Source organism: uncultured Roseobacter sp. (genome assembly GCF_947488185.1).
Classification (GTDB): domain Bacteria; phylum Pseudomonadota; class Alphaproteobacteria; order Rhodobacterales; family Rhodobacteraceae; genus Roseobacter.
In genome coordinates this window covers 941,426-955,738 of record NZ_CANKYM010000001.1, presented here as the reverse complement: position 1 = coordinate 955,738, position 14,313 = coordinate 941,426, and the positions used below count along the sequence as shown (strand labels likewise).

Annotated in this window: 17 protein-coding genes; 8 read left to right on the top strand and 9 right to left on the bottom strand. The window is 59.7% G+C overall.

The window, feature by feature from the left end; genetic code table 11:
• Positions 1-61: 61 nt before the first annotated feature.
• The 3 genes from Q1A52_RS04790 to Q1A52_RS04780 all read right to left on the bottom strand — a co-directional run bounded on the left by Q1A52_RS04790 (position 62) and on the right by Q1A52_RS04780 (position 3,712).
• Complete coding sequence (locus tag Q1A52_RS04790; protein ID WP_300011556.1) at positions 62-1,573, bottom strand: heme biosynthesis HemY N-terminal domain-containing protein; 1,512 nt, start codon at positions 1,571-1,573, stop codon at positions 62-64.
• A gap of 13 nt (positions 1,574-1,586) precedes the next feature.
• Positions 1,587-2,918 carry a hypothetical protein gene (locus tag Q1A52_RS04785; RefSeq protein WP_300011553.1) on the bottom strand — a complete coding sequence of 444 codons (1,332 nt, stop codon included), beginning with the start codon at positions 2,916-2,918 and terminating at the stop codon, positions 1,587-1,589.
• Positions 2,919-2,986: 68 nt separating this feature from the next.
• Positions 2,987-3,712: a uroporphyrinogen-III synthase gene (locus tag Q1A52_RS04780; protein ID WP_300011550.1), complete on the bottom strand. Its 726-nt coding sequence runs from the start codon at positions 3,710-3,712 to the stop codon at positions 2,987-2,989.
• Positions 3,713-3,771: 59 nt separating this feature from the next.
• On the opposite strand from Q1A52_RS04780, the gene tsaD reads away from it, so the two are divergent.
• Genes tsaD through Q1A52_RS04755 form a run of 5 tightly spaced genes read left to right on the top strand, consistent with a single transcriptional unit; the run spans position 3,772 to position 6,966 of the window.
• On the top strand, positions 3,772-4,869 hold the full coding sequence (tsaD, locus tag Q1A52_RS04775; RefSeq protein ID WP_300011547.1) for a tRNA (adenosine(37)-N6)-threonylcarbamoyltransferase complex transferase subunit TsaD: 1,098 nt from the start codon (positions 3,772-3,774) through the stop codon (positions 4,867-4,869).
• Positions 4,866-5,828, top strand: a complete 963-nt coding sequence (locus Q1A52_RS04770; RefSeq protein ID WP_300011544.1) for an NAD(P)H-dependent glycerol-3-phosphate dehydrogenase — start codon at positions 4,866-4,868, stop codon at positions 5,826-5,828. The genes tsaD and Q1A52_RS04770 overlap by 4 nt, the downstream gene beginning before the upstream one ends.
• Positions 5,829-6,104: a YciI family protein gene (locus tag Q1A52_RS04765; protein ID WP_300011541.1), complete on the top strand. Its 276-nt coding sequence runs from the start codon at positions 5,829-5,831 to the stop codon at positions 6,102-6,104. It begins immediately after the preceding gene.
• Positions 6,101-6,520 carry an EVE domain-containing protein gene (locus tag Q1A52_RS04760; protein WP_299956145.1) on the top strand — a complete coding sequence of 140 codons (420 nt, stop codon included), beginning with the start codon at positions 6,101-6,103 and terminating at the stop codon, positions 6,518-6,520. Before Q1A52_RS04765 ends, Q1A52_RS04760 begins: the two co-directional genes overlap by 4 nt.
• 50 nt (positions 6,521-6,570) lie before the next feature.
• Complete coding sequence (locus tag Q1A52_RS04755; protein ID WP_300011537.1) at positions 6,571-6,966, top strand: DUF1761 domain-containing protein; 396 nt, start codon at positions 6,571-6,573, stop codon at positions 6,964-6,966.
• Positions 6,967-7,199: 233 nt separating this feature from the next.
• On the opposite strand, the gene Q1A52_RS04750 is transcribed toward Q1A52_RS04755, so the two are convergent.
• The 4 genes from Q1A52_RS04750 to Q1A52_RS04735 form a co-directional block, all read right to left on the bottom strand.
• Positions 7,200-7,541 (bottom strand): DUF2853 family protein, encoded by a 342-nt coding sequence (locus tag Q1A52_RS04750; RefSeq protein WP_299781382.1) that lies wholly within the window; start codon positions 7,539-7,541, stop codon positions 7,200-7,202.
• Positions 7,542-7,662: 121 nt separating this feature from the next.
• A complete protein-coding gene (locus Q1A52_RS04745; RefSeq protein ID WP_300011534.1) occupies positions 7,663-8,304 on the bottom strand; it encodes an extensin family protein in 642 nt (213 codons plus the stop codon).
• Positions 8,305-8,416: 112 nt separating this feature from the next.
• Positions 8,417-9,805 (bottom strand): adenosylhomocysteinase, encoded by a 1,389-nt coding sequence (gene ahcY, locus Q1A52_RS04740; RefSeq protein WP_300011531.1) that lies wholly within the window; start codon positions 9,803-9,805, stop codon positions 8,417-8,419.
• Between the two features lie 76 nt (positions 9,806-9,881).
• On the bottom strand, positions 9,882-10,187 hold the full coding sequence (locus Q1A52_RS04735) for a hypothetical protein (protein ID WP_300011528.1): 306 nt from the start codon (positions 10,185-10,187) through the stop codon (positions 9,882-9,884).
• A gap of 205 nt (positions 10,188-10,392) precedes the next feature.
• On the opposite strand from Q1A52_RS04735, the gene Q1A52_RS04730 reads away from it, so the two are divergent.
• Positions 10,393-10,992 (top strand): HD family hydrolase, encoded by a 600-nt coding sequence (locus Q1A52_RS04730; RefSeq protein WP_299779948.1) that lies wholly within the window; start codon positions 10,393-10,395, stop codon positions 10,990-10,992.
• Positions 10,989-11,474, top strand: a complete 486-nt coding sequence (locus tag Q1A52_RS04725) for a GNAT family N-acetyltransferase (RefSeq protein ID WP_300011525.1) — start codon at positions 10,989-10,991, stop codon at positions 11,472-11,474. The genes Q1A52_RS04730 and Q1A52_RS04725 overlap by 4 nt, the downstream gene beginning before the upstream one ends.
• An 89-nt stretch (positions 11,475-11,563) precedes the next feature.
• Here Q1A52_RS04725 and Q1A52_RS04720 read toward each other — a convergent pair whose 3' ends face one another.
• Positions 11,564-12,118: an ActR/PrrA/RegA family redox response regulator transcription factor gene (locus tag Q1A52_RS04720; RefSeq protein WP_195821055.1), complete on the bottom strand. Its 555-nt coding sequence runs from the start codon at positions 12,116-12,118 to the stop codon at positions 11,564-11,566.
• Positions 12,119-12,202: 84 nt separating this feature from the next.
• Positions 12,203-12,820: an SCO family protein gene (locus tag Q1A52_RS04715; protein WP_299779956.1), complete on the bottom strand. Its 618-nt coding sequence runs from the start codon at positions 12,818-12,820 to the stop codon at positions 12,203-12,205.
• 100 nt (positions 12,821-12,920) lie between these two features.
• On the opposite strand from Q1A52_RS04715, the gene regB reads away from it, so the two are divergent.
• Positions 12,921-14,309 carry a sensor histidine kinase RegB gene (regB, locus tag Q1A52_RS04710; RefSeq protein WP_300011522.1) on the top strand — a complete coding sequence of 463 codons (1,389 nt, stop codon included), beginning with the start codon at positions 12,921-12,923 and terminating at the stop codon, positions 14,307-14,309.
• The last annotated feature ends 4 nt before the right edge of the window (positions 14,310-14,313 follow it).

Here is a 14,313-nt window from a genome sequence, read left to right as displayed (position 1 = left end):
CAGGCCCCCGAAGCGGTTCAGGGATAGAGATAAGGCCTCCAGTTACTGGAAGGTCAAGACCTCAGGCGCGTTTCTCTTCCAGGGCGGGCTCGCTCTCAGCCACATCGACATCGGTTACATCTGGCTCCAACAGCTCCGCGTCTTCGATCCCGTCATCCGCGGCATCGTCATCCGGTGCCTTGCTCACGTCATCTTCAACCGCGCCCACGATCAGCGGCAACATCTGCACGCCCCCGGGCATCGCCACCTCGGAAAGGGGTGGTGTCTTCCACGCCAGCGTGTCGAAACTCTCGCAGTTTTCGCAGATCGGCGCCCATTCCGCGTGGATATGCTGGCAATTGTCGCAGATCCACTGCGGACCGCGCGATACGGTCAGCGCTCGCGCCAGCCAGCCGCGCACGACCGCGTCATCTGCACCCTCGCCCCGCTCGATGGCCGCCATCAAGGTCACGGACCGCGCGGTCGGATCGGTTTCGACCAGATCCCCAAGGGCGCGACGGGCTTCGGGGAAATCCTCATTTGCAATGTGGAGTTCAGCCAGCAGCATCCGCGTTTCAGGGTGCTGCGGATTGCTGCGCGTCAGAGCGGCAAAGCGCTTCAGGCGTTGTTCTGACGTTTCTTCGGGTTCAATAGCGGCAAAGGCAGCAGCGAGATCAGGGTGCGGCGCCACGTCCCACGCCTTTTTCAGCAAACGCGTGGCAAGGCGGGGTTTGCCTTTGTCGATGTAGCTGTGCGCCGCCATGACCGCCGCCGGGATCAGATCAGGTGACAGCTTGTTGGCCTCGATCGCCTTTTCCTGCGTCTCAATACCGCTGCCATCCGACAGGACATCCTTGGCCTCGGACAAGGCCAACACCGCATCGCGCCGTTTGTGCACGTCGCGCGGCAGATTGCCGTGCTTGAGCTTGGCGCTCAGCGTCTGACGTGCGCCGGACCAGTCTTCTTTCTGCGCCTGCAGCCGCAACAACACATCCTGCGTTTCTTCGTGCTTGGGTTTGATCGCAAAGGCTTTTTCCGCCAGTTTCAGCGCCGTTTCGGTATCCCCATCCGCCAGTTTCTGCTTGAGAATACCGCGCACGCCCACAAACCGCGTGGCGTCATTGGTCACCAGTTTCCTATAGGTTTCCTCCGCCTTCTGCCGATCACCTGCCAACTCAGCCGCCTGCGCCGTCAGGAGGTTCGTCAGCTCCGGTTTGCCAAGATATTTCTCGGCCTTGGCCGCCTTGGTCATGGCCAGCCGCCCCTCGCCGCTGGCCAGCGCCATCATCCCTTCGGAAAGCGCATCGAACCCTTTGCGCTCGCGGTTGCGGTCAAAGTATCGCGACAGGGCCGTCTCATCTCCGTTCAGAAAACGCCATGTCGCCACCAGCAGGGACACCAGTTTGAGCAACACCCAGAGCGCCACCACCAGCACCGCGACGGCAATCACTGACTGCAGCGGGCCAAAGGTGTATTCGCTGCCCATGACGGTGACCTGAACACCGCCCTCGCTTTCCAACAGGTATCCGGCCCCAAGCGACAGCAACGCGACAACACCGACAAAAAGGATAATCTTGATGAGGGACCAGAGCATGAATTCGTCTTCCTTAATTTACCGTCAGGCTGTCAGACAGAGCCTGAGCAGCATCGCGCGCCTCTTTGCGGGCATTTGCCCCGTCCAACCAGGCTTGCATCGCAGATTTCGAAGTCTCCGGCAGCGCGGCCAATTCGGTCAGCGCTGTCTCCAGATCACCGGACCTGACCGCTGCTTCGGCCCGCGACAGCACGGCGTCTGGGTCTGACCCCTCGCGCGGGGTGACCGAACGGGCGCTCAGTTGCCGTCGCAAAAATCCACCAATGCCCGCCACCTCCGATTCCGGAACGTCCGCCCGCGCGGCGGCCAATGCGGCCCGCGCGGCATCCGGGAAATTCTCTCGCAACGTCGTCATGCTGGGCACCCCTTCCGCTGCAGCGCTGCGCAGGGCATCCGGCACCTCCACGGGCGCCACTTCTTCGAGCGCGCCCAGGGCAGGCTCAAACGCCTCCCCATTTTCCACGGCTGTCACAACCTGCGTCAGCGCGGCCCGTGCCAACAATCGCGCCGCTTCCGCGCTTGCCTGGGCATCCTGTTCAGCCAAACGCGCTTCGAGCGCTGCAATTGACGATTGCAAGGCTTCGATCTCGGCGCTGTTGTCTACCGGCGGTGCGGTGGTCCCGGTTTCAGGGCGGGCTTCCAGCGCGTCAATCCGAGCCGTTTGGGCCTGCAGGGTGGACTGCATCGCCTCAAGCGCGCTGGAGACATCATTGAGGCCCGCGGTGATGGTGTCACCATCCGGCACGGCGGCGGGGGGTGCGTTTTCGAGATCTTGAATCCGCGCTGTCAAAGCGGCGGTTTCTTCGGTCAGCGGCGTCAGGTCGACCGGTTCCGGAAGATCGGCCCGGGGGAAATACGCATCCAGCATATCGCCACGCCCCGCAATGAACCCGAGCATCGCCGCGACAACACCACCAAACACCGCAGGCCAGAAACTGCTGCGGCGCGGGGCCGGCGCAGGCACCGGCAACGGGTGCTGCAGCGCAGCCTGATCTTTTACATCCCGGGTCTCCGACACATCCTCGGTCTGTTGATCATCCGTTTTCTCGGCGGCGTCCGGTTCGGAAACGGACCACGGTGCCTTGACCGCATCATCCTTTGTAAGCTCCTCAGGCGCGGTCTTATCCGCCTTCGCTGCGGTGGACGAACCCTCTTTGGGTGTGTCAGCGTCCGTGATCACATCGTGCGGGGCCAAGGTCTCGACCTCCGTCGATGGCTCTACCTTGGTCTCGGAGATATCCTCTGCCCCGGTTCCTGCTGTCACATTTTCAGAAATATTGTTGCGCGTTTTACTTGCGGCTTGCTCCGGCGCGGTGTCGTCTTTTGGTTTTTTTGCCTTTGCCACAACATCCACCTTTTCGAATCTACCCCAGCGGCGCACCTAGGAACCTTACTCGCGCGCACCTCACTTCTTCAACCCAAGCTGATGCGCGCCACCACCTTTTCAAGGCATTTGACCACTGCCTGTGCGTCCGGCGCAGACGTGATTTCCAGCGAAGCGTAATTTAAGTGTGTCATCGCCGCCGCCACGGCTTCACTCAGGGCGACGATATGTGGACATGCATCTGCCGGGCACTCTTGCGCAAACTGAGCCGCCGTGCGCGGGGAAAAAACCGGCAGAATGACCGGATTGCCGTGCTGCAGCACGCTTTTGGCCTGCGAGGTGAGAGGTCGCAGCGCCTGATCATAGACGGTAATCCGCGTCACCGGTAGCCCGCCAGCAGTCAAGCGTTCCGCAATCTGTCCACGCGTGTGCCGCCCCGCGAGGTGCCAGAGCCTTACATCAGGCGGCGCCGCCAACAACGAAGAGACCAGTGCGTCCGACGTCTGACCACAAAATGCGCCGTCCCATCCTGCTGCGCATGCTGCCTCTGCCGTGCGCTGACCGACGCAAAACGCCTGCCTGCCCTGCCCGTCCGGTGCGTGGTGGACGCCATTCGCAGAGGTAAAAATCACGGCCTCTCCGGGGCCAATCTCAAAATCTGCGCGCGCAGGCACAATTTCGATCAGCGGGCTTTCGATCAACGCGAGGCGCTTGGACAATGACATGGGCAATTGCGCCACAAATCGCGCATTCGCCTCAACCGGGCGGGTCATGATCAACGGTATGGGGGCGGTGCCCATGAAAACCCTCGGCATTGTTTGCGGCCCCCTACGGTGTTACCTGCGGGCAAAGACGCATGCAACGGGGTCACCGCGTGACACGATCAACGACAATCCTGGGTCTGGAAAGCAGTTGCGATGACACTGCCGCCGCGGTTCTGCGACGGCACGAAGACGGTCAAACCGATATTCTGTCCTCCGTCGTGAAGGGGCAAACGGCGCTGCACGCCGCTTTTGGTGGTGTTGTCCCCGAGATTGCCGCGCGGGCCCATGCCGAGCTGCTCGATCATTGCGTGGAAGAGGCTCTAACAAGGGCAAAGTGTGAATTTTTGGACCTCGATGCAATTGGTGTGACATCTGGCCCCGGCCTCATCGGGGGTGTTGTGTCCGGCGTGATGTGCGCCAAGGGCCTGTCTGCCGCAACGGGGCTGCCGCTCTATGGTGTCAACCATCTGGCAGGCCATGCATTGACGCCCCGCCTCACGGATGATGTCGCCTATCCCTACCTGATGCTGCTGGTCTCGGGCGGGCATTGCCAGTTTCTGATCGTACACGGGCCCGAACGGTTCGAGCGTCTGGGCGGCACCATCGACGACGCCCCCGGCGAAGCCTTCGACAAGATCGCGCGTCTTGTCGGCCTGCCGCAACCGGGCGGCCCATCCGTAGAACAGGAAGCACGGCGGGGAACGAGCGACCGTTTTCCACTCCCACGCCCGTTGCTGGACCGTGCCGGATGTGACCTGTCCTTTTCGGGGCTGAAGACAGCTGTTCTGCGGACGCGGGATGCCATCGTCTCTGAGCATGGCGGGCTGCCACAACAGGCGCGCGCCGATCTTTGCGCCGGGTTTCAGCAGGCTGTGGTTGACGTGCTGGCGGAAAAAACCAAACGGTCCCTCGAAGCTTACGGCGCATTGTCACCCGCGCAGCCGACACTATGTGTTGCCGGAGGCGTTGCGGCCAACAAGGCCATTCGCGCCGCGTTAGAGACTGTTTCTCTGCAGAATGGAGCTACATTCGTTGCACCTCCCCTGGCACTTTGCACGGATAATGCGGCCATGATCGCCTTTGCCGCTCTGGAGCAAATGGCCACCCGTCCGGCAGATGGTTTTGATCTTTCTGCCCGCCCACGCTGGCCGCTCGACCAGACCAGCCCGGCCATGCTGGGCAGTGGCAAGAAGGGAGCCAAGGCATGACGATTTCGGTTCTGGGCGCAGGCGCATTTGGCACAGCGCTCGCCATCAGCCTGTCGCAAAAGACCCCTGTTCAGCTTTGGGCCCGTTCATCCGAGCATGTGCAGGAGATGTCGAGGGATCATGAAAACAAATCCCGTCTGCCCGACCGACCCTTTCCGGCGGCGCTGGCCGTCACCCCGGATATCGACCGCGCCGCTGAAGCGGATATCCTGCTGCTCGCCGTGCCCATGCAGCAGCTGCGGTCCTTCCTGCAGGAACATCGCGAAGCGCTGGACGGCAAGACGCTGGTGGCCTGCTGCAAGGGGATGGATCTGACCTCAGGCAAGGGACCGCTGGAGGTGATTGCAGACAGTCTGCCCGGCGCGCGCACCGCCTTGCTGACAGGGCCGAGCTTTGCCCGCGATATTGCGGCGGGCCTGCCGACCGGTCTGACGCTCGCCTGCGCGGATGATGATCTGGGACAACAGGTGCAGGAGGCCCTCTCGACGCCGGTTTTGCGGCTTTATCGCAGTGACGACGTGGTGGGTGCGACGCTGGGCGGGGCGCTGAAGAATGTGATTGCCATCGCTTGTGGTGCTGCGATGGGGGCCGGGCTGGGCGAAAGCGCACGTGCCGCCGTCCTGACCCGTGGATTCGCGGAAATGCAGCGGCTGGCCCTGCACAAGGGTGCCAATCCGAACACGCTCGCAGGCCTGTCGGGCTTTGGAGATCTCGTGCTGACCTGCACCTCGGCACAATCGCGCAACTACCGGCTTGGGCTGTCGCTGGGTAAGGCGGAAGCTTTCGACGACAAAATCACCGTGGAGGGTGCGGCCACCGCCCGCGCCGCCGATGCGCTGGCGCGCGAGGAAGGGTTGGACATGCCGATTACTTCTGCGGTTGCGGGGCTGGTCGAAAAACGGTTGGATGTGCGGCAAGCGATGCATGACCTGTTGTCGCGCAGCCTGAAGGAAGAATAGATGCTTGTTGCCCTGATCGCCCATGACAAACCCGGTGCACTGTCGGTTCGGCAGGAAAACCGACCCGCCCATGTGGAATATCTGAAATCCGGCACGGCTGTGCAGCAGGCGGGCCCATTGCTGGACCATGTGGGTGACATGATCGGATCACTGATCATTCTGGATGTCGCCGACATGGATGAGGCACGGATATGGGCCGACGGCGATCCCTACGGCAAGGCGGGGCTGTTCGAATCCGTTGATCTGATCCCATGGAACAGGGTGATCGGCGGATGAACTACTGGCTGTTTAAATCCGAAACCACGACCTGGAGTTGGGACCAGCAAGTCGCCAAGGGCGATGCGGGTGAGGAATGGGATGGTGTGCGTAACTATCAGGCCCGCAACTTCATGCGCGAGATGGCCGTGGGCGATCTGGGCTTTTTCTACCATTCGCAAAAAGACCGCGAGATCGTCGGGATTGTCGAGGTCATCGCCGAGGCGCATCCCGACAGCACCACCGAGGATGAGCGGTGGGAATGCGTGGATATCAAGGCGGTGAAACCGGTGAAAACGCCCATTACACTCGATGATATCAAGGCGGAACCGCGCCTGTCCGAGATGGTGCTGGTCCGCAATTCGCGGCTGTCGGTGCAGCCTGTGAGGCCCGAAGAATGGCAGATTATCTGCGAGATGGCTGGCGTTTCGGACTAGCCGGGTTGCCTTCTTGATGGCAGTCTCCTGTCAGAATACGGGAGGCAATTATGGAATATCTGAGTGTTTTGATCGCCGGGGTGGCGGGGTTCATGTTTGGAGCCGTCTGGTACACTGTGCTGGCCGATAGATGGATGGCGGTGTCAGGCGTAGCACTAGACGAAAGCGGCAAACCCGCCAACAGATCAGACCCGATTCCCTACATCACTAGTCTTTTGGGCGCGATCCTTGTGGCCGGCATGATGCGACATGTGTTTGAGCTGAGCGCAATTGACACGGTGGGCAAAGGGCTTGTCTCGGGCCTGGGCATCGGGCTCTTTCTTGTCAGCCCCTGGATCGCCACGTTCTACAGTTTTGGTGCACGGCCGCGCAGCCTGATCCTGATCGATGGCGGATATGCGACATTCGGCTGTACCCTGATCGGTATCGTTTTGACCCTGTTCTGAAAGGTCCGGCAAAAAAGACGAAGGGTCCTGACATGACGCCAGAACCCTTCTTCACCCCACGTGCTCCCATACCCACCGCACGTGTTTGAAACTGGTCCTGGCCATGCTGGCCGGATGAGTAATTGCTACATCAGGCAGCAAAGAATTGCAATTTTTCAGTGTTTTAAAAGCCTGCTAAAAAAGAAACGCCTCCTTAAGAAAAGAAGGCGCTCCGGATCACGTTTTAGTATTGATCAGCCGTAAACGGCTTCTTTGCCAAAGTGTTTGGTCAGCATGTAGTAGACAACAGCGCGATATTTATTGCGCTCCGACTGACCATAGGTTTCGATAACCTTGCTAATCGCTGCATCAAGCTCAGGCCCATCGGACAGGCCCAGTTTCTTGATCAGGAAGTTGTTTTTCACGGTTTCAATCTCGCCCGCCTGGCTGGAGGCAACGGTCGCCGCATCCGCATCATAGATTGAGGGGCCGCAGCCGATCGTGACTTTCGTCAGCAAATCCATGTCCGGCGACATGCCACATTTACTCTTCAGATCATCTGCATATTGCGCAATCAAATCGTCCCGTTTGCCCATAAAAATTCTCCCACCTGGCAAAATCGGCCGGGGTGTCCGACCGTTGCGCGCAAGACTAATCACATATTTCCATTCACAAAAGGAGTTTTTGTCTGTCGCATTCCCCGTTGCAAAGCCCTGCTTATCGGCACAGGCCACTGCCGCGATGCTGCAGGTGGAAATGATCGGCATGCAATCGGTTGAAGGAAGGTCCCAACGTCAGGCGAAACCACGTACAGGCCGCATTGCGCACATCCGCAAGAAAGGCGCCCGCCGGACCATCTTCCCCCCAGCTTTCCAACAGTGAAATCCGCGTGCCATCCGCCAGCACGAAGCCAGCGATATCCACGGCTTCGGCCCGTGCATGCGTGCTCATCCGGGCTGCAGTGCCACGGGGCGTACGAATGGGTCGACATGAATAGCTGGAGATATGGTTCACGCGGGCAATGCGCTGTCCGAAATGGTGTTCCGCAGCCGGATGCACCCCATGTTCCATCCACATCGCCATGCGCAGGGCTGTCTGGCACCGCGTATTCAACGGATCGAGACGTGCACCGGAGACACCAGACAGCAAGACCTGATCGGCAATGCCGCATTGGGCGTTTTCCACGAGATCGGGCAGGGGTTGCGCCAAGGCCCCGGTCATCAAAACCTGCAGACACACCTCGGGCGCGGCCAGCGCCCGGCTCAGTTTCCAGTGGGTCAATGGCGTGACCGGATCATTGACGGATAGCGGTGCCATGGGGTTCCAGGCGGCGGGCAGGGGCGTATCCGGCAGGGTCATCAAACGATACGCACCGAACAGGGCGGCGCACAGAATGACAAACGCCGCCCGACCTAATGCGGGGCGGCGTCTGATCTTGTCAGGCTCTGTCTCCGGCTGATCCGGCACGCGCCTAGTAGCGGTAGTGTTCCGGCTTGAACGGGCCTTCGGGGGCGACGCCGATATAGGCTGCCTGATCCTTGTCGAGCTCTGTCAGTTTCACACCGATCCGGTCCAGATGCAGGCGCGCGACCTTTTCATCCAGATGCTTGGGCAGGATGTAGACCTCGTTGTTGTACTCATCCCCTTTGGTCCAGAGCTCGATCTGCGCCAGAACCTGGTTGGTGAAAGAGGCGGACATCACAAACGACGGGTGGCCGGTGGCGTTACCGAGGTTCAGCAGGCGGCCCTCAGACAGCAGGATCAGACGGTTGCCGTTCGGCATCTCGATCATGTCCACCTGTTCTTTTATGCTGGTCCATTTGTGGTTCTTCAGCGCGGCAACCTGAATTTCGTTGTCAAAGTGGCCGATGTTGCCGACAATCGCCATGTCCTTCATCTCGCGCATGTGCTCGATGCGGATCACGTCCTTGTTGCCCGTGGTGGTGATAAAGATATCCGCTGACCCGACGACATCTTCCAGCAGCACAACCTCAAAGCCGTCCATTGCGGCCTGCAGCGCGCAGATCGGGTCCACTTCGGTCACTTTCACGCGGGCACCGGCACCGCGCAGCGAGGCCGCCGAGCCTTTGCCCACATCGCCATATCCCATCACAACGGCAACCTTGCCCGCCATCATGGTGTCTGTCGCACGGCGGATACCGTCGACCAGCGATTCCTTGCAGCCGTATTTATTGTCGAACTTCGACTTGGTCACGGAATCGTTCACGTTGATCGCCGGGAAGGGCAGCTGGCCTTCGCGCACCAGCTCATACAGACGGTGTACGCCGGTTGTTGTCTCTTCAGAGACGCCGACAATCTGATCGCGCATTTTGGTGAACCAGCCGGGGCTTTCTTCCATGCGCTTTTTGATCTGCGCCTTGATCGCGACTTCCTCTTCAGAGCCGGGAACAGGAATAATTTCCTCTCCGGCTTCGGCGCGGGCGCCAAGCAGAATATACAGTGTCGCATCGCCACCATCATCCAGGATCAGGTTCGGGCCCTCAGGGAACATGAACGACCTGTCGAGATAGTCCCAGTGCTCTTCCAGCGACTGACCTTTGATCGCAAAGACCGGCGTGCCGCCTGCGGCAATCGCAGCCGCCGCATGGTCTTGGGTGGAGAAGATGTTGCAGGACGCCCAGCGCACATCCGCGCCCAACGCCACAAGCGTTTCAATCAGAACGGCCGTCTGGATCGTCATATGCAGAGAGCCGACAATGCGCGCGCCCTTGAGCGGCTTGCTCTCGCCATACTCGTCGCGCAGCGCCATCAGGCCCGGCATTTCCGTTTCCGCAATGTCGAGTTCCTTGCGCCCGTATTCGGCGAGCGCGATGTCACGCACGATAAAATCTTCTGCCATCATTCACATTCCCTGCATCCAAAGTTGTCGTTCAGATAGCACCGAGGCTTAAAAGGGACAATGGAGTAATACGACCTTACCCTTTGACACCTTCGCCAATAGGTTGCGGGACCGAGTACCAGTCCTGGCCACTTGCAACCACGCAACTAATACCGTCCGGGCGCGTGATAAAGATGGTGAAACTGCCGGTACGTAGGGAGGTCCAGATTTCGATCAGTCGCGACGCGTCTTGCAGACCGCCACCCGCCATTTGTTCGCTGTAAGTGCTTTTTAGCGAATTGACGAGGTCGCCGCGCGGGAGGCAAGCGGTCTGGGCCGCCAAGGGGGGCGCGAGCGCTGCTGCGCCAAAGACAAGGGCTGCCGAAAAAAGACGTTTAAACATGGGATTGCTCCTTGATCAGGGGCGCACCGCATGAAGGTAATAAGACGCCGTGCGCCTGTTGCTGTAGATAATTTCAATATAAGCCCGATCATGCGGATTTGCGACGCACCAGCCTGCACATTCCTGTGCTCTTATCGTGAGGAAGGGATTTGCCAGTGACCAGGCCGCGGGATAATCAGGTGCAAACACACGAGGATGACCCGATATGGCCAGATCGCCGGCACGCGCATGGCAGCGGATGCTGTCAGGACGCAGGCTTGACCTGCTCGACCCGACGCCCGTCGATATTGAGATCGAAGACATTGCCCACGGTCTGGCCTTTGTTGCGCGTTGGAACGGCCAGACACGGGGAGATCACGCCTACTCCGTGGCCGAACATTCGCTTTTGGTAGAGACGCTTTTTGGCCGTATCGCCCCGAAAGCGCCCGCCAAATGGCGTCTTGCAGCGCTGCTGCATGACGCGCCGGAATATGTCATCGGAGACATGATTTCCCCGGTCAAGGCAGCCGTTGGTCCGGACTATGGCGCGCTGGATGATCGCCTGGCGGCAGCGGTGCATATTCGGTTTGGTCTGCCAGCAGCGATTCCCGTTCAGATCAAGAAACAGATCAAAAAGGCCGACAAGATCAGCGCCTGGATGGAAGCCACGCAGATTGCGGGGTTTTCACAAGCTGAGGCCAGCAAGTTTTTTGGCAAGCCGGACGCCAGAGCCATGGACGACCTGCAGATCGTGTTGCGCCCGCCGGTCGAGACCCGCCGCGCCTTTACCGAGCGTCACGCAATGCTCCTGGAGGAAATGGGATGATTCACGTGCGACCGGCATTGCCTCTCGACTGCGCCTCCATGGCGCAGCTGTTGAATGAAATCATCGAAATCGGTGGGACAACAGCGCTGACAAAGCCTGTGACGGGCGATGATCTGAAAGACTGGATGGCAGGCCATTCAAGCGGGTCCGCCTGGCATGTGGCGGTGAACGAACAGGAAGAGGTCGTTGGATTTCAGCTGCTTGAACCCCATCCAAAGCTGCCACCCGATGCCGTGGACATCGCCACATTTGTGAAGGTGGGTCAAACCGGCCTGGGGATTGGATCAGCGCTCTTCGATGCAACGGCTAAAGCGGCAAAAGAACTGGGCTATGTGTGGATCAATGCCACGATCCGCGCGGACAACACAGGGGGGCTGACCTATTATCAAAGCCGAGGGTTCAGAGACTGGCACTTTGACGAGGATGTTGCTTTGGCGTCCGGGCAACTGGTCAACAAGATCAGCAAACGATACGACATCTGAAAAAGGTGGCCTGAAAGCCCACCCTACCTGTTGGCGGAAAGGGTGATGGCGGCAGGTAGGGTGGGCTTTCAGGCCACCTTGCCACGGGTCTATCTTGGCGAGCGCTTTGCCAGTATGCGCTGCAGCGTTCTGCGGTGCATGTTCAGGCGTCGTGCGGTTTCACTGACATTGCGGTCACAGAGTTCAAACACCCGCTGGATATGCTCCCATCGCACGCGATCCGCGCTCATCGGATTTTCGGGCGGCGGCGGTAGATCATCCCCCCGTGCCAACAAGGCGTTCACGATATCCGCCGCGTCAGCTGGTTTCGACAAATAGTCCGTCGCACCAATTTTCACGGCGGCTACGGCTGTCGCAATTGCACCATATCCCGTCAACACGACAACCCGAATGTCGGGACGTTTCTCACGCAGCACCTCGACCACATCGAGGCCATTTCCGTCTTCGAGCCTTAAATCGACCACGGCGTAGGCCGGGGGCCGGGCTGTCGCAATCGCCTTGCCTGCCGCTACGGAGTCCGCAGTCTCCACGGAAAAACCGCGTTTCTCCATCGCCTTGGCAAGCCGACGCAGAAAAGGTTCATCGTCATCCACCAGCAAAAGACTGGCGTCTTCTCCGAGGTCCAATTGAGCAGCTTCCTGCATCGGCGCTTTCCTTAGCACGGTTGTCAGTCATCCTTATGCAATATGTGGCAGTGCAGGGCACTCGTCAAACCATGTGTGGTGGTTTCAGGTGTTTTCCACAAAGCAGGCAACGGTGTCCGCGATGTCCTGAGCCGTCGCCTCACGCCGGAAAAACTCGACGAAACCCTTTTCCGGCAGCACCAGATAACTGAATGTCGAGTGATCGACGAGGTAGTAATCATCGTCCCCGTCATGCGCCTTGTAATACGTGCGATAAGCCTCGCTCGCCGCTTTCACCTGCTCTGGCGAACCTGTCAGGCCGATCATCCGTTCATGCAGGTTCTGTGCGAAATCTCCGACAACTTCAGGAGTGTCGCGCTTGGGATCGATGGAGATAAAAACCGGCGTGACGGAAATGTTTTTCTCCGCGAGCATATCCACGGCATCCGCATTCCGCGCCGTGTCGATCGGGCAAACGTCCGGGCAGAAGGTATAGCCGAAGTACAGCAGCGTGGGTTCGGTGATCACATCCTGATCCGTGACGGTTTCGCCAGCTGCATTCACCAGCTCAAACGGACCACCAATCGCACCCGCACCACCGGCAACCTGGCTTGCGCTGCATTGCGCATAAGCGTCGTCACCCGTCGGCGATTGCGTGGCAAACCAGATCCCGGCCAGAAGACCAAAGATGGCGATAGCGGAAAGGGGGGCGATATAGCGCATGGGTGTCGCTTCTCCTGATTTGCAGCGTTAGGGTGTTCCTATCAAATCGAAGTCGTACCGTCCTGCGACATCTATGCAACTCAACATGCGGTGAGCCCGGATGCAGGAAAACACTGTCAGACCTCTCGGCGGGGACACGCGCGCCAGTTGGATACGGCTGCGCACGATGATCCTGTTGCGCTGGTTTGCCATTGGCGGCCAGCTCACGGCGATCACGGTGGCGCAGCATTGGTACGGGCTGCAACTGGAGCTGGGGCTCTGCTATCTGGTCATCGGCGCCTCGGTCATCGCCAATCTGGTGGCCATCTTCATTTTCCCGGAAAACAAACGGCTCGGCGAAGTCGAGAACATGCTTATGGTGATGTTCGATTTGCTTCAACTCAGCATTCTGTTGTTCCTGACCGGTGGGCTGCATAATCCCTTTGCCCTTCTGATGCTGGGGCCCGTCACGATTTCCGCAGCTGTTCTCACCCTCAGATCAACGGTTCTTCTGGGCAGCACTGCGATTCTAATGGTGTCCATCCTGTCGCAGATCCATCTGCCCCTGCGCACCGACAGCGGGTTGATTTTGGAGATCCCGCAGCTGTTCGTTTTTGGCCATTGGATCGCCCTGATCATCGCAATTGTCTTTATCAGCGCCTATTCCGTGCGGGTTACCTCAGAAATCCACTCCATGTCGGACGCTTTGGCCGCCACCCAAATGGCGCTGGCGCGCGAGCAGAAACTGACGGATCTTGGTGGTGTCGTTGCAGCGGCGGCGCACGAATTGGGCACGCCGCTGGCGACCATCAAGCTGGCCAGTGGCGAATTGTATGAAGAGCTGATCAATCATCCCGACCTGCGGGAAGACGCAGCACTCATCCGTGAGCAGGCGGATCGGTGCCGCGACATTCTGCGAGACATGGGACGCGCTGGAAAGGATGATCTGCATCTCCGGCAGGCACCCCTCATGGCGGTGATCGAAGAGGCCGCCGAACCGCATATGGGGCGCGGCAAGACCGTGCACTTCCACCATCTGGGCGATCCCACGGAGCAACCCTCCATCCTGCGCAAACCGGAGATCATCCACGGTTTGCGGAACCTCATCCAGAACGCCGTCGATTTCGCGGAAACGGACATTTGGATCGAAGCCGGTTGGAGTGACGACAGCATTTCCTTACGCATCATGGACGACGGGTGCGGCTTTCCGCCACAGCTTTTGGGGCGGATCGGTGATCCGTTCATGCGCCGTCGGCGCAACACGGCCAGTAGCGGCCTGCGGCCGGGGTACGAAGGCATGGGGCTGGGTCTGTTTATCGCGAAAACCCTTCTTGAACGGTCTGGCGCGGAACTCCGCTTTGCCAATGGTCGCGATCCTGTTGCGGTGGAGGAGGGCAAGCGCACCGATCTGGGCGCTATCGTGCATGTGACATGGGAGCGACAGCGCATCGATGCCCATGGCCGCGACCAAGCCCGCCAATTCGGGGAAAACCGCCAGTTCGCTGTCTGAGCCG

Bases quoted from the DNA above. Each gene is read 5' to 3' on its own strand.
- Q1A52_RS04770 (WP_300011544.1), top strand. From the start codon at position 4,866: ATGACGATTTCGGTTCTGGGCGCAGGCGCATTTGGCACAGCGCTCGCC.
- Q1A52_RS04765 (WP_300011541.1), top strand. From the start codon at position 5,829: ATGCTTGTTGCCCTGATCGCCCATGACAAACCCGGTGCACTGTCGGTT.
- Q1A52_RS04715 (WP_299779956.1), bottom strand. From the start codon at position 12,820: ATGCGCTATATCGCCCCCCTTTCCGCTATCGCCATCTTTGGTCTTCTG.
- Q1A52_RS04745 (WP_300011534.1), bottom strand. From the start codon at position 8,304: ATGACCCTGCCGGATACGCCCCTGCCCGCCGCCTGGAACCCCATGGCA.
- ahcY (WP_300011531.1), bottom strand. From the start codon at position 9,805: ATGGCAGAAGATTTTATCGTGCGTGACATCGCGCTCGCCGAATACGGG.
- Q1A52_RS04750 (WP_299781382.1), bottom strand. From the start codon at position 7,541: ATGGGCAAACGGGACGATTTGATTGCGCAATATGCAGATGATCTGAAG.
- Q1A52_RS04720 (WP_195821055.1), bottom strand. From the start codon at position 12,118: ATGCAGGAAGCTGCTCAATTGGACCTCGGAGAAGACGCCAGTCTTTTG.
- Q1A52_RS04730 (WP_299779948.1), top strand. From the start codon at position 10,393: ATGGCCAGATCGCCGGCACGCGCATGGCAGCGGATGCTGTCAGGACGC.
- Q1A52_RS04790 (WP_300011556.1), bottom strand. From the start codon at position 1,573: ATGCTCTGGTCCCTCATCAAGATTATCCTTTTTGTCGGTGTTGTCGCG.
- Q1A52_RS04725 (WP_300011525.1), top strand. From the start codon at position 10,989: ATGATTCACGTGCGACCGGCATTGCCTCTCGACTGCGCCTCCATGGCG.
- Q1A52_RS04760 (WP_299956145.1), top strand. From the start codon at position 6,101: ATGAACTACTGGCTGTTTAAATCCGAAACCACGACCTGGAGTTGGGAC.
- Q1A52_RS04735 (WP_300011528.1), bottom strand. From the start codon at position 10,187: ATGTTTAAACGTCTTTTTTCGGCAGCCCTTGTCTTTGGCGCAGCAGCG.
- Q1A52_RS04780 (WP_300011550.1), bottom strand. From the start codon at position 3,712: ATGCCGAGGGTTTTCATGGGCACCGCCCCCATACCGTTGATCATGACC.
- Q1A52_RS04755 (WP_300011537.1), top strand. From the start codon at position 6,571: ATGGAATATCTGAGTGTTTTGATCGCCGGGGTGGCGGGGTTCATGTTT.
- regB (WP_300011522.1), top strand. From the start codon at position 12,921: ATGCAGGAAAACACTGTCAGACCTCTCGGCGGGGACACGCGCGCCAGT.